This is a genomic window from Pirellulales bacterium, assembly GCA_035533075.1.
Lineage (GTDB): Bacteria > Planctomycetota > Planctomycetia > Pirellulales > JAICIG01 > DASSFG01.
This window is the reverse complement of record DATLUO010000138.1, coordinates 1-13,318: the sequence shown is the minus strand read 5'-3', so window position 1 is coordinate 13,318 and position 13,318 is coordinate 1. Positions and strand designations below refer to the sequence as shown.

Genomic DNA, 13,318 nt, shown 5'->3' with positions numbered 1-13,318 from the left:
TCAGGTATCGACCTGAATGAACAGCATGCGCCCTTCTTCGGCGAGCCGCTCCAGCACCGGAACCAAGGCATCGTAGTCGTTGATCGCCTGTTTATTCTTTGCGCCCTCGACAGCGGGGGCGATCGATTCCAGCTCGGCTAGCATTTTCCGCACCTCGTCGGGCGTGTGCATGCTGTGCATCGGTTGCCAGGCGTCGTAATCGTCTTCATCCTCCTCCGAGCCATCCGTTGCGGCGGGCGTATAGCGGTACGGACGGCGGCCGAACGCCGATAACGCGACGTCGGGATGGATTTCTTCCCCCGGAATTTTGAGCATTTTCCAGGCAAGCTCAAGCAAATCCCAATAAATGCCGTCATGATCGACGCGAAAGCCGACGCCGCCGGGGCCCTCTTCTTCGCAAAAGTAGCAGACCGCGCAGCTCCAGGCATCCTTCCCCCCGTCGGATAGATCGCCATACCAGTCGGGCCGCGCCAAGCGCTCCTTCACGAACTTCCGCAACGCATCCGGCTCAGTGGGCCACTCGCGCACCGGATCAGCTCCTTCTTCGTCATCGTCACCATAGTCATCGTCGTCGTCATCCTCACCGCCCGCGAGTTGCTCCGACACGCGCTTGGCGAACGCCGTGAGTTGCTTCTTCGTGGGGTTGCTGACGAAGTTCTGGAACTTGTCCCAGCCGAGCGAATAGATTCTGTAACCAGCCATGAGCGGTCCTCCCAAATTGACGTTTTCGAGGAGCGAGAATAGACTAAGTGGGTTTGCCGAGGCCAGTTTATCAAATGCGGCCGGAGGTAAAAGCACCACGAGCGAGATGTATCATGGCTGCACGCAAGAAAGCAACCGCGGGCAAAAACAAGGCCGCCGCCGCCCTGGCCAGGGCCGTCGACCGGTGCGATCCCGACGGCATCCGCCAGGCCGTCGCCGAGGGTGCGTCGCTGACGTACGTGCCCGAAACCTCGATGTCGCCGTTGATGGCGGCGCTCTCAAAAGTTGAGGACGCAGAGTGGAAAGAGTGCGCCGAACTGCTGATCGAGCTGGGTTGCCCTGTCGATGGAGTGAACAACGATCCGCCGATCGTCCATTGTGTTGACGAAGACTTCGACGAACCGGACGCGCTGGAGATGGTGGAACTGCTGCTGGCGCACGGCGCAGATGTCAACGCCGCCGATAGCTACGGAAACACGGCCCTTTTCCGTTGCGTTGTCGACAACCGAGTCGAACTTGTCCGGTTCCTATTGGCGCACGGCGCCGATCCGAACATCAAGCACGAAAGGCTCGGCATGTCGTCCGTCGCCTGGGTGTGCAAAAGATACGAAGATAAGGATAAGACGGAGCTGCGCCAACGCGCCCAATATGCCGACCTTTTGGGCTTGCTGACGGGCGAAGCGGTGGAGAAGCCGAAAGCGGCGACGTTAAGCCCCGCGCTGGCGGCGGAAAACGAACGGTTCCGCAGGTGCGTTACCGCCCGCCGCCTGCTTCCGCTGCTGGACGCGAACCTCAGCATTCGCCGCAAAAAGTCGGCGCCGTTCGAGAAGCGGCGTTGGTATCGCGATTGGCGGCAGCAACTTCTCGACACGGGCTTCGAGTTCGCGCAGCATTTTGACCTCGGACTTTCCGACAAGAGCGCCTTTACCAACTCCCACCTGGGCTTCGACGCACTGCTTTCGGGGGATGCAAAGGGCCGCTGTGAGATCATTGCCTACCATCGCGATTATACGACGACGACCGTCGCGAGCTTCGCGGACGCGGTTGGCGGGGAGTTCGCCCCGCCATCGCGCGACATGAAGGAGTTCAAGGGAGCGTCGCCCGCGGAGTTAGTCGATCACTTGAAGGAGCTAGTGCGCGGAAAAGAGATGATGCGCGTCGATGCCTCATCATTCGCGTCGCGTTACACGGAGGCATTGAACCGTGTCGCGCACGAAACCGGCGAGCGGGCGCTCGAAGTGCTCAAGACGCCAACCATTTTCATCGATGGGATGCCCGCCCGGTTCGAGCGCCTCGGGTGTTATTTCGACTTCGTGGGCGCGGGCTGGAAAGACCCTGGCTTCTCGAGCCAAAACTGGGTGCGAGACTGGCGGGACGAATTTGCCAAAGCGAACACCGATCCGCCGGACAGCACCGACTACGCTCTCGACGCCGCGATGAAACTGGTGGCGATGAGTCATTTCCAGTTCGCCTCGGCGCCGGAAGCTAGCGAGTTCTTAGCGGCCGCGAGCGACGCGGCGCTGGCTCACTTTCAGGCGATCGCTGAAGCGGGCAAGGACTGCGTTGAAGCCGCGCCGTGGTTTCAGTTCCGGGCGCTGCTGCGAGGATTGCTCCTGTGCGCCCTTGCCGGCCGCTGGGAAACCTTCAAGCAGGTTTGCAACCTCGTTCAGCCGAAGCTGGCTTCGGCGAAAACGGCCGGTGAGGAAGACCTCGAATTCGCTGCGGTATTGCTGCTGCTCGTGTCGAGCTATCGCGATCGCGCGCTGAAGAATGCAGCCACCCTGGAGCAGGAAGTGGCGAAGCGTCTGGCCAAGCCGCCGCGTTTGCTTCTCGACCTATGGCGGGCGATCGCCGCCGGCCAATCGGCCGAAGTCGAGCGATCGCTTCAATCTTCGCTCGCGCACTTTATGGAACTACGCGGCGACAAAATTGTGCCTGCCCAGCGGCTGCCGCACAAGAAATGGAACGACCTTTTTTCTTTTATTGCTCTTCCAGAAAGTTTGTTTTACCTGGCCGCGCGGCATCGCGGCTTACATTTGTCGCCTCTGCCTACGCGGTTCGCCGACATGCTCGTCACCCCCGAAACGACTCGGGTAACGTGAATAATGGGATACGATTGCATGGCGCGATTACTGAGCTAAGACGATGACCCGCCGAGACGATTTTGAGGAACGATCGACTCTACCAGGTTATGCAAACAGTTGCTGCACCGCGATCCGCAAGCCGGACAAAGGGGCCGGAAAGGTCAATTCGTCGCCGCCCTTCAAGATGCGGCTTGGCTCGTCGCTTGCGGCGTCGAAGACGGTGGCCAGTTCTTTCTTGGCATCAACCACGTAGATGGCCAGCACCCCCGCGTTCAGAAACTCGCTCACGCGCTCGAGAATCCTTGGCCATCGGTCGCCGGGCGAACGCACTTCAAAAACGACTTCCGGCGCCACCTGGGCATAGCCCTCAAGGCTCGCTCCTTTGGGAATGCGCGAATAGCTGAAGAAGGAAATATCAGGACCGCGCACCGTATCCGGATTGCGCTCGGTGATCATGCCCGCGTCGTTGCCTAAAACACGTCCCAGCTCATGGTCATCGACATAGTTTGCCAGGAGCTTCGCTACCCGGACACAGAGCCAACCGTGGCGAAAGGCTGGAATATCCAGATCGACAATTCTTCCTCGCACCAACTCGGTGGGTGCGCCGTTGTCAGGAAGCTGAGCGTATTCCTCGGCGGTAAGCAAGCGTTCAATTGTGGCCATAAAGATCGAAGTCGATTGGTCGCACTTGTGGCCCCATCCGCATTTTACTTCCTGAGCAGTACCTTCAATAGCCGGCCACCGCCGTCCCGTCGCTGATAAAAACGCGGCGCTCGTTGAATATCCATGATGATTTGCCTCCGGCCACCAGGGGGCGGCTCGTTCGGCCGCCTGGATGCCGTCGAGGCGCTCCATGTCGCCGATCTCAACCACGTTGCCGTCGATGTGGCCTTTAGCCATAGTCACGGCGCTCGGAGGTTCTCAAAGGCTTGCACCCAATCCTCCGGTGAGATGCCGAATTCGTGCTGCGCCTGCTGTTTTGCTTCCGTCAAACTGCTGTGCCACGTGTCTGCAATGCACACTCCCTCTGAGCTAAAATGATACAAATAAAACGCGTCGCCTTCCTCCGCTATTTCCAACCATTCAGGGTTCGGGATCTCGGTTACCGCAACGGGCTTTCCGTCAACGATTGTCCCGATGGCGTGCCTTGCGCGCCCGGTGGAGTTGCCTACAAATGCCTTTAGCCGAACTGCCATAATGTCACCGTAGAATTTGCCATGCATTGGCACCTCGCATAACTTGCGGAGTTTTGGGGTCTGCTCCCCCATCATCGCGCTAACCATGTTGCGCCTCCGGCCACCAAGGCGCGATTTCGACGACGTCGCTGTGTTCGCTGCGCCGCGGGTCGAGCGACAGCACCGCGTCGGTCTGGTTGTAGCCACTGGGGTTCGTGCGGCGGATGTAGTCTTCGAACTCCTGCCGAAACTTGCGAATCGCGTTCTTGATGGGCCACGCCGCGCCGTCGGCCAGGCCGCAGATCGTGGTGCCGGGAATAATGCCGATCGTATCGCCAATCTCCAGCAGCAGGTCGAGATCGCGAAGCCGTCCCTTGCCGGCCTTGATGCGTTCGAGCATTTCCAGGCTCCAGCGAGTTCCTTCGCGGCAAGGCGTGCATTGCCCGCAACTCTCGTGCGAGAAAAAGCGGCAGGTGTTGTGCAGAAAATCGACCATGCTGACCGTTTCATCCATGACGGTTACGGCCGCGGTGCCCAGGCCCAGGCAGCCGACCTTGGCCAGGGCGTTGAAATCGAGCGGCGTGTCGAACTCCGGCTCGGTGAGCAGTCCCATGCTGATGCCGCCGGGAACGGCGGCCTTGGCACGACGCCCCTTCCAGACGCCGCCGCCAAAGCGGTCGATCAGCTCGCGGCACGTCAGGCCGAGCGGGGCTTCGTAGCAGCCGGGCTTGTTTACATGGCCGCTGAGGCAATAGAGCTTGGGACCATAACTGCCCGGATCGCGCGGGTTCTTGGGATCGGACGGCACGCCGATCGACTTGAACCATTCGGCCCCACGGGCGGCGATGTGCGTGACGCAAGCCACCGTCTCGATGTTGTTGACGACGGTCGGCTTGCGAAACACGCCTTCGACCGCGGGAAAGGGCGGCTTGATCCGCGGCCAGGCCCGTTTGCCTTCCAGGCTTTCGATCAGTCCGGTTTCTTCGCCGCAGATGTAGGCCGCGGCCCCGCGATGCAGATAAATATCGAGCGAGAACTCGGTGCCTTGGATGTTCTTGCCCAGGTAGCCGGCGGCGTAGCACTCGTCGATCGCCTGCTGCAATCGCCGCAGGCTGAGCGGGTACTCATAGCGGATATAGATGTAGGCCGTGGTGGCCCGCGTGGCAAAGCAGCTCAGGATCGTCCCTTCCAGCACTTGGTGCGGGTCGAGTTCCATCAGGATGCGGTTATTGAAGGTGGCGGGCTCGCTTTCGTCGGCGTTGATGCACATGTAGATCGGGCCGGGGTGGTCCTTGGGCAGGAAGGTCCACTTCAGCCCGGTGGGAAATCCCGCGCCGCCGCGGCCGCGCAGGTTGCTCGACTTGACCAACTCGACGAACTTGGGCGGGTCCATCTCCCGCAGCACTTTTTTGAGCGCCGAATATCCGCCGCCTTGTTCATACACGCGCAGCGTGTGGCTGTCGGGCTTGTTGATGTTGGCCAGCAGTACGGGTTCGAAGTCAGGCAAGGCGGTGCTCCCGCTGGTTAAGTTGCGGCATCTTTCGTCTTCAGGAACTCTTCCCGGACCCAGGCCCGAAACTGGCGCAGCCAGGCGGTTTCGTCTTCCGCCAAATCAAAGTCGAGAAAGGGTCCGAGATCTTTCACGCGCAGCATCGGCAGGTTCAGACTGAATTCTCGCTCGACGTATTTTCCATCCTCGCCGAGCGAATAGGCGGTCAATCCGGTTTTGCGCCACCGCCAGATCTCCGGGACGCCGAGGGCGGAATAAATGCGCAACCGCGACACCACGCTCCGACTGACTTCGGTCTCGATGGCCAGATCGGGCGGTGGATTGATTGCCAAATCGAACTGCCGCAGCCGGCGAACACGGTGATGGTTCAGGATGTAATAGCACTCGTCCGCTTCCAGTCCCTTATCGAGTTCGCGGCGCTTCCAGGTCGTCGATCTGAGGCTGCGCCGAGGAATACCCATTTCTTCGGTGAACGCTTCAATCAACTGGGCAATCAGCTTCGTCACTCTTTCGTGATCGGGCGAGGGGCTCATCAACTCAAGCCTCCCTCGGTCGTAGGCCATGTGGATATACCAGTTGTCCTCGCTCTCGCGCAACTGCTCATACAGATCCCAGGAAATGCCCGAAAGCAGGATACGGCGTTCGCCTCGCAGCACCACTTTTTCAACCGTCGCCACGGCAAACACTTCGCTCGGGATGTTCATCGTCTCATTTATCACTAGATCGACCGCAGAAACGCATCCGCCTTTTCGTTCGTCAAATCCTTATGCAGCGTCTCGCCCACCAGCATGCAGGGGGCAAAATCGCACCCGCCCAGGCATTCGGCAAACTCGACGGTCAGTTTCCCGTCGGGCGTGGTCTCTCCAGGATGGATTCCGGCCCGATGGCAAAGGTGCTCGAGCACTTCTTCGCCGCCCCGCAACGCGCACGCGATCGAGCGGCAAACCCACGCTCGCTGTTCGCCGTGCGGCTTGTCTTGCTTGAAAAAGCCATAAAAGCTCAGCGTGTCCTGCACCACGGCGGGAGCCAACTCGAGCAGTTCGGCAATCTCGATCACGGCTTGCAGGGGCACATAGCGCAACCGTTCGTTGACAATGTGCAGCGCCGGCAGCGTGACCGCCTGCTTGTTCGGATAACGAGGAAAGTAAGCCTTGATGGCCTCAGTCATCTCGTCGGTAAGGATGCGTTCGGTTGCGACACTCATGGCAGGCGCCTCCAGTGTGGCGCCTGGCGCCGTGTCTCGGTTCGCGACCGTTCTGTGTTTTTCAGGGCGCCCTCGCCGTAGTTTCCGACCCCGAAGGGGTCGGATTCGACAGCCCAGCGGAACCCTGGGTGAGCGGCCGCATTGGAATCGGCCGCCCCAACGGGGCGGGACTCCCCTAATGCGTGCTTTTGAAGTTGGAAGCGCAAACGACGCAGCACGCGCACCAGAGAGTGACGCCCTTTCAGGACTACGGTGTGTTGGGTCTCTCCGTAACCCAGGGTTGCACCCTGGGCTATCGAATGACGCACCTTCGGTGCTACGCCTGCGTCTGGCCTTAGTTTTGCCACTGACATTAGCGGTCGAGCTCCGCGGCAATGATGTTCAAACTTCCCAGCACGGCCACAATGTCGGAGAGCATGTGGCCGCGAATCAAGTACGGAAACATGGCAAAGTGAATGTACGACGGCGGCCGGCAACGGGCACGATACGCCACGTCGCTGCCATCGCCCACCACATAAAATCCCAGTTCGCCGTTGGGGCTTTCGATGGCCGCGTAGCTCTCTTCGTGGGGCGTCTCGAAACCGCGGTTGCTCATCGACAGCTCGAAGTGCGAGATCAGCCCCTCGATCGTCGAGTACACCTGCCGCTTGCCGGGCAACACCGTCCGCTGGTCGATGCCCACGTTCACCGGTCCCGGCGGCAAGTTCTCGATCGCTTGATCGACAATCCTCAGGCTCTCGCGCATCTCGGCCATCCGCACGAGATACCGGGCATAGCAATCGCCGCCCGTCGAACAACAAACCTTGAAATCGAAATCCGCGTACGACAAGTATGGCTCGTCCTTGCGCAGATCGCGCGTCACGCCGCTGGCCCGCGCGATCGGCCCGCTCGCGCCGCGGTTGATCGCCTCTTCCTTCGGCAAGACGCCCACGCCCTTCGTCCGGTCGACAAAGATGCGGTTGCGGTTGAGCAGCTTCTCCATGTCGTCGAGCGTCTTGGGGAAAGTGCGGACAAATGCCCGGACCTTCTCGATGAACACCGGCGTGGTGTCATACATCAGCCCGCCGACGCGCGTGTAGCTGTTGGTGAATCGGGCGCCGCAAATCGTCTCGAAGATGTCGTAAATGTCTTCGCGGCGATTGAAGGCATAGAGAAAGTAGGTGAAGGCACCCGTATCGAGTCCGGCCGCGCCGTTGCAGAGCAAGTGGTCGCTGATGCGGGCCAATTCGGACACGATCACACGCAGGTACTTGCAGCGGGGCGTAAGCTCGATGCCCAGCAGTTTCTCGACCGCGCCGTGCCAGGCCACGTTGTTGGCCATCGGCGAGATGTAGTTCATGCGGTCGGTGATGGTCACATACTGATTGTAGTCGAGGTGCTCGGCCAGTTTTTCGAAGCCCGAGTGCAGATAGCCGATGTCGGGCACGGCCTCCACCACCCGCTCGCCGTCGAGCTTGAGCACGATCCGCAACGTCGTGTGCGTGGCCGGATGCTGGGGGCCGAAGTTCAGCGTCCAGAGATAGTCCTGGTCGGCTGCTTCCGCTTCTTCCTGATTCAACACCGACGGCGTCAACGGCATGTCAGCTCCGATTCCTGGTTAACACCGGCAGATTGTGACGCTCGCCCCGGCCTTGCAGCGGGTAGTCTTTGCGCAGCGGAAACGCCGTGAACTCTTCGGGCAACAAAATGCGGCGCAGGTCGGGATGTCCGTCAAAGCGAATGCCGAACATGTCCCATACCTCGCGCTCCATCCAGTTCGCGCCTTCCCACAACGGCACGGCCGAAGGCACGTTCAAATCGGGCTCGTTCAAAAACACCCGCAAGGTCAGCCGCTCGTTCGTGACCGTCGAGGCCAGCAAATACACCAGCCCGAAACGATCGACCGCGTCGCGATAGTGCAAGTAATCGACGCAAGTAATGTCGACTAGTAGATCAAAGCCGCACTCGTCGCGAAGCATCTTGAGGGCGTCGAACAGTGTCGCCTTGGGCACCACGGCGCGCGTCTCTCCCCGAAATTCGCTCGTATGCACGCTCTCGACGGCGGCTTGAAACTTGCTGAGCGTTTCGGGGTGAATCATTGGGATTTTGGATTTTGGATTGCGACGATGCAACGTAGGGTGGGACCAGCGAGCTTGCGAGCGCCGGCCCACCCTACCCATGCCCAACGCGCAAGACCCCCTCGGCCGACGAGGCCGTGCCCGGCAACTTGAGCACTGGCAACTCGATCAAGGCCCGCTTCTTTCCCTGCCGCGACGGCAGATCGAATTCCTTGCCGGTGATCGTGCCTTCGGCCTGAATCTTGTCCTGCAAGTCGATGATGCTCTGAATCAACTGTTCGGGCCGCGGCGGGCAGCCCGGCACGTACATATCGACCGGAAGGAACCGGTCGATGCCTTGCACCACGCAATAGGTGTCGAACACGCCGCCCGTCGAGGCACAAGCGCCCATCGAAATGCACCACTTCGGCTCCAGCATCTGCTGCCAGATCCGCTGCAAGACGGGCATCATCTTCATCACCACGCGGCCGGCGACGATCATCAAATCGCATTGCCGCGGGCTGAAGCGAAACACTTCGGCCCCAAAGCGGGCCAGATCGTGGCGGCTGGCCCCGGTGGCCATCAGCTCGATGCCGCAGCAGGCGGTGGCAAATGGCATGGGCCACAGGCTGTTCTTGCGGCACCAGCTCGCCAACTCGTCGAGCTTGCTGACCACCACGTTTTCGGGCAGATCTATCGCCATTGAAAAACCCCTTTCCGCCAGGTATAAACGTAGCCCAGCACTAGCAATACTAAAAACAGCATCACTTCGCCGAATACCAATCCCCGGCTGGAAACCAGATCCTGGGAGACGGCGGCGTCGATGCCGACAGGATTGCGGCTGGCCACCGCCCATGGATAAAGAAACAGCAATTCGACATCGAACACCAAGAATGCGATGGCGACCAAGTAGAACCGCACGTCAAAGCGACGGCGGGTGTCGTGGATTGGGTCCATGCCGCTTTCGTAGGGCATCAGCTTGACCGGAATCTCGCGGTGCGGCCCGATCATTCGGCCCACCATGAGCAGGCCGACGCAAAGTGCGGTCGTACACACGGCGAAGAGCAAAATCGGCACGACTTCGATTTGCATAACACCTCCCGCCGTAATGAGTTCCAACGTTAGAGCCGACGACTTTGTGAAAGCTTTCACGAAGTCGGGCCCAGAAACAAGACCCGGCAAAACCGTCGAGTCCGCCCGCATCGTAGCGGCATGGGAAAGTCTGGTCAAGCCAGCGCCGCCTGCGCCTTGTAACGCGCACATAGAAATGTCCCCCTGTTTCTGACCGATCCAGGTAGCGATCGGCCGACTCCAAATCCGAGATGCCGGCTCGAGTTAGCTCTTTCACCAGACGGTCTTGCAACGTGCGATTGACCCGCTCCACTCGACCGCCTGCCCGAGTGTGACAGCCGCACACCGGAAACCTTCCAGGCGTGGTATGCGGGGCTGCAATGGGAGTTGCAACAGGAACAGATCGAGCCACGGCGAAATCGCGTCAATCCTCGCCATTCATGAGAGCCGAGGTGGCGAGCCCGACTTGCCGCAACTCTTGTGATGAAGTAGGATTATAGCTCGCCTTTTTCCCCGATAGCTCAGTTGGTAGAGCGAGCGGCTGTTAACCGCTAAGTCCAAGGTTCGAGTCCTTGTCGGGGAGCTCCTTTCTCGGCCACGAACTCGGCCGACCATCCGGTTAACGCCCAGACTCCGAGAGACACGCATCTCGGCGTTTCACGCGTCACGCGTTTGCTGGCAAGGGTTTACGGCGACGGGCATGATCCGCCGCCTCTCTGCCTTTCGTGCTGCCGCCCGAAATCGGTAGGGTTCCTTGCGGGCGCCCGAAAAATCGCCACCGTACTCTCGCGCTCTCTCGCTTAACAGCCGCGCCGGGTTAACAACCCGGTTCCCGCCGCGGCCCGGTCGGAACCGTTACGAATTGCCGACGCATCGCGCTGCCAGGTAGCCCTCGTCCACATGCTGGAGCAGCAGCCTTTCGCCCGCAGACCGGCCAGTTTCGAGGCGGTCGAAACCTGCGGATTCGTGCGGCGGTGTGTCGGACCGAAGCGACTGAGTTGAGAAAGACTCAAGGCGACTCGGCGCATCGTACCGAAACCGCATGATCCCATCACCAAAGACTCCCGCCCCCTTTAATCCTCTGCGGCAATGAGCCGGTCGAGATACCACCGGGCAACCTGCGAGCGCCTGGCAACCGAAGCCCCCGCGGCGGCGTGGCTGTACCAATCCGCCAGGGCCTCGCCGGCCCCGTTCCGGGCGGCCCGGGCAAAAGCGGCCTCGGCGTCGGCAAAGTCCTCGTTGTCGGCCAGCGCGGTCCCGCGGCGGGCCTGGAGACGCCAGTCGTCGGGCCGCTGTTCGGCCAGGCGGTCGAGGTGCCAGAGCAGGCCGTAGGCGTTGCCGGTCGCCTCGGCTTCGCGGGCGCGGTCGTCGTGCGAGGCGGCCAGCTCGGCGCCCGGGTCGGCGCCGCGCTGCTCGGCAAGTGCCGCGGCCGCCTCCGGCCAGCGCTCCTCCAACTGGCGGCAGCGCTCGCGCCACGTGGCCGGATCCAGCAGCGCCGTGTCGCTGCCGCTGGGCTTGCATCCCGCGGCGGCCTCCATCCACAACGTCAGCCGCTCGGGATCGTCCGGAAAAGTCTCCGGCAAGTGCCAGTCGTGAATGTCACCCGCGGCGCTGGCGGTGATCAGGTGGTACGCCTCACTCTTGCTCCGGGGGCGTCGGCGACGGGCGCGAAGCACAGCGACAGCACCGGGGCGACGTGCAGCAGCGGCGGTCCAAGCGGCAGGCCCGTCGCGCTGTCCCACAAACGGACGCTGTTGTCGGCGAAAACCGTGGCCAGCATCCGGCCATCCGGACTGTACTGCATCCGCGACACCGGCGAAGGATGCACCATCGGCTCGCCCACCGCATGTCCGGCGGCGGCGTCCCATTGCTCGACGGTCCCGGCGCTCGATCGGAAGGCGAACACAGCGTCCCGTGAGCGCACGGCAATGGCGTTATTTGACCAATCGTCCGAAACGATGTCACCGGGGGGCAAGGCGGCAGGCGACGGCCGGCCGGTTTGCCGATCGAAGAGCTGCGGCCGAGTGACGTCGCTGTGATTTAGCGTCAGCACGGTTTGCCCCTGGTCCATGAAGCGAACTCCCGCGCAGTTGAACGGCTGGAACGGGCCGATGGGCAAAGCCCTGGTGAGGTCCCAGAGCCGGAAGCCCGGCCCGTCGCCGGGCCAACCCCGGTGGTAGCCGATCGCCAGTGCCTGGCCGTCGGGGCTGACGGCCAGTTGAGTCGGCGCGCTGGCCTGTTTAAGCAAACCGCGCGGCTGGCCGCTCTGCGCATCGAGGAGCACGGTTTGCGGTTCGCAGCCGACGGCGAGGGACGTGCCCGCACCTTGCGCGAGGCCGCCGAACTGCAAGGCGGCGGAAATCGAGAGGCGGCGGAAGCGGGCGACAAGGACGGCGTACCGTCAGCGCGGCGACGAATTCAAAGTGAAGCCAAAAGGCTTCGCGCGCGATCTCGATAATCTCCTGCGGCGCGTGGACGCCATGACCGCCGCTTGCGGCGGCGGCAATCCGCATACTGACCGCATGCGCGACTGCCTTCGACGCCTGATCGACCACTTTCGCGACTTCGTCCGCCATTTTCTGCCAGCGGAAAAGTAGCGTGGCGCGAAAACGCCCCGCTATGATCGGTCAGACTTTTCCAGCCTGACGGCCTGTCGGGCTGGACAGGGTCGGCAGGCCGAAACGACCAAGCGTGTTTACGACTCCCCTTATAGAACCGCGATCGGCGTGGGCACAATCGCGCCGGGGAAGAAAGGGGGAAGGAAACCAGTGCTCCGATGAGCGTGGATCAGCGTTGATTCGTGTTCCGATTTTCCGGTCGTCCCGCGTGCTTCTAGAACACTGCCCGCGTGCGACTACTATATCTACCACGAAACCGCCGAGCCGCCCTTGGCGCCGGACGACGCCGCCAGAGCCGCCCCATTCCTGCCGAATCCGGATTATCATGCCCGCGATCCGACGCAACGCCATGATAGAAGCACGCGATCACCGGCCGCCGCCGATTTGTTCGCGCCGATTTTCGCTTTCAGGGCCTTCGCTTCCGCGAACTCGCGTTCGGCTGACGAATGCACCAGCGACGGCATTGCGGCTCGCCCCGAATTTGCCTTTTCTGCTGGGATCACCTGTTATGTTGGCGGTCGCTGCAGAGGCTGGGCGTCTTGGTTCGTCGTATCCGCCGGGCTCGCCCCGGTGCGGGGCCGACTGGCTGGCTAAACGGCAGCCGCCCCCCTCTCGTCTCTGCCGAGGTGGCCTGGGCGGAACGCACGACTCCGGTAGAATAGGATTGATGTCGAGGGATTGGGAGGAAGTCGCCGTGCAAACGCTTCAAGTCATAAAACAAGCGGGGCCTGACGGTGTCATACACTTGTCGATACCGGTTGATGAAGCAGAGCAAAGCTATCGCTTGACGGTCATGATCGAACCCGAGAAAGCGCCTGCCGAAATCGCGACCGCGGACGCTTGGCCGCAGGACTTCCTGGACCGGGTCGTGGGAGCATGGGAGGGCGACTTTGAGGCCGGCTACGAGGGCGACTTCGA

General features: G+C 61.5%; 14 protein-coding genes and 1 tRNA gene. 3 read left to right on the top strand and 12 right to left on the bottom strand.

Going from position 1 to position 13,318, the window contains the following annotated elements; translation table 11 throughout:
* A complete protein-coding gene (locus tag VNH11_17480) occupies positions 1 to 702 on the bottom strand; it encodes a hypothetical protein (GenBank protein ID HVA48161.1) in 702 nt (233 codons plus the stop codon).
* Positions 703 to 815: 113 nt separating this feature from the next.
* Between VNH11_17480 and VNH11_17475 the strand changes: the two genes are divergently transcribed.
* The gene (locus VNH11_17475; GenBank protein ID HVA48160.1) at positions 816 to 2,804 is read left to right on the top strand and encodes an ankyrin repeat domain-containing protein; all 1,989 of its coding nucleotides are present in this window, start codon (positions 816 to 818) and stop codon (positions 2,802 to 2,804) included.
* An 87-nt stretch (positions 2,805 to 2,891) separates the two neighbouring features.
* Here VNH11_17475 and VNH11_17470 read toward each other — a convergent pair whose 3' ends face one another.
* From VNH11_17470 to ndhC, 9 genes are all read right to left on the bottom strand, one after another.
* Positions 2,892 to 3,686, bottom strand: a complete 795-nt coding sequence (locus VNH11_17470; GenBank protein HVA48159.1) for a Uma2 family endonuclease — start codon at positions 3,684 to 3,686, stop codon at positions 2,892 to 2,894.
* 2 nt (positions 3,687 to 3,688) lie between these two features.
* Positions 3,689 to 4,009: a hypothetical protein gene (locus tag VNH11_17465; protein HVA48158.1), complete on the bottom strand. Its 321-nt coding sequence runs from the start codon at positions 4,007 to 4,009 to the stop codon at positions 3,689 to 3,691.
* Between the two features lie 52 nt (positions 4,010 to 4,061).
* On the bottom strand, positions 4,062 to 5,468 hold the full coding sequence (nuoF, locus tag VNH11_17460) for an NADH-quinone oxidoreductase subunit NuoF (GenBank protein ID HVA48157.1): 1,407 nt from the start codon (positions 5,466 to 5,468) through the stop codon (positions 4,062 to 4,064).
* Between the two features lie 17 nt (positions 5,469 to 5,485).
* A complete protein-coding gene (locus VNH11_17455) occupies positions 5,486 to 6,175 on the bottom strand; it encodes a Uma2 family endonuclease (protein HVA48156.1) in 690 nt (229 codons plus the stop codon).
* Between the two features lie 14 nt (positions 6,176 to 6,189).
* The gene (locus VNH11_17450; protein ID HVA48155.1) at positions 6,190 to 6,675 is read right to left on the bottom strand and encodes an NAD(P)H-dependent oxidoreductase subunit E; all 486 of its coding nucleotides are present in this window, start codon (positions 6,673 to 6,675) and stop codon (positions 6,190 to 6,192) included.
* Positions 6,676 to 7,027: 352 nt separating this feature from the next.
* Complete coding sequence (gene nuoD / locus VNH11_17445) at positions 7,028 to 8,254, bottom strand: NADH dehydrogenase (quinone) subunit D (GenBank protein HVA48154.1); 1,227 nt, start codon at positions 8,252 to 8,254, stop codon at positions 7,028 to 7,030.
* A 1-nt stretch (position 8,255) separates the two neighbouring features.
* Positions 8,256 to 8,753 carry an NADH-quinone oxidoreductase subunit C gene (locus VNH11_17440; protein ID HVA48153.1) on the bottom strand — a complete coding sequence of 166 codons (498 nt, stop codon included), beginning with the start codon at positions 8,751 to 8,753 and terminating at the stop codon, positions 8,256 to 8,258.
* Positions 8,754 to 8,826: 73 nt separating this feature from the next.
* Complete coding sequence (locus VNH11_17435; protein HVA48152.1) at positions 8,827 to 9,414, bottom strand: NADH-quinone oxidoreductase subunit B family protein; 588 nt, start codon at positions 9,412 to 9,414, stop codon at positions 8,827 to 8,829.
* Entirely contained in the window at positions 9,405 to 9,803 is a 399-nt protein-coding gene (ndhC, locus tag VNH11_17430; protein ID HVA48151.1) for an NADH-quinone oxidoreductase subunit A, read from the bottom strand. Before ndhC ends, VNH11_17435 begins: the two co-directional genes overlap by 10 nt.
* 489 nt (positions 9,804 to 10,292) lie before the next feature.
* Between ndhC and VNH11_17425 the strand changes: the two genes are divergently transcribed.
* A tRNA-Asn gene (locus tag VNH11_17425) sits at positions 10,293 to 10,365 on the top strand.
* A 490-nt stretch (positions 10,366 to 10,855) separates the two neighbouring features.
* On the opposite strand, the gene VNH11_17420 is transcribed toward VNH11_17425, so the two are convergent.
* Both VNH11_17420 and VNH11_17415 read right to left on the bottom strand, forming a co-directional pair.
* Positions 10,856 to 11,365: a hypothetical protein gene (locus tag VNH11_17420; GenBank protein ID HVA48150.1), complete on the bottom strand. Its 510-nt coding sequence runs from the start codon at positions 11,363 to 11,365 to the stop codon at positions 10,856 to 10,858.
* 38 nt (positions 11,366 to 11,403) lie between these two features.
* Entirely contained in the window at positions 11,404 to 12,066 is a 663-nt protein-coding gene (locus VNH11_17415; protein ID HVA48149.1) for a WD40 repeat domain-containing protein, read from the bottom strand.
* A 31-nt stretch (positions 12,067 to 12,097) separates the two neighbouring features.
* Between VNH11_17415 and VNH11_17410 the strand changes: the two genes are divergently transcribed.
* On the top strand, positions 12,098 to 12,379 hold the full coding sequence (locus VNH11_17410) for a hypothetical protein (protein ID HVA48148.1): 282 nt from the start codon (positions 12,098 to 12,100) through the stop codon (positions 12,377 to 12,379).
* The last annotated feature ends 939 nt before the right edge of the window (positions 12,380 to 13,318 follow it).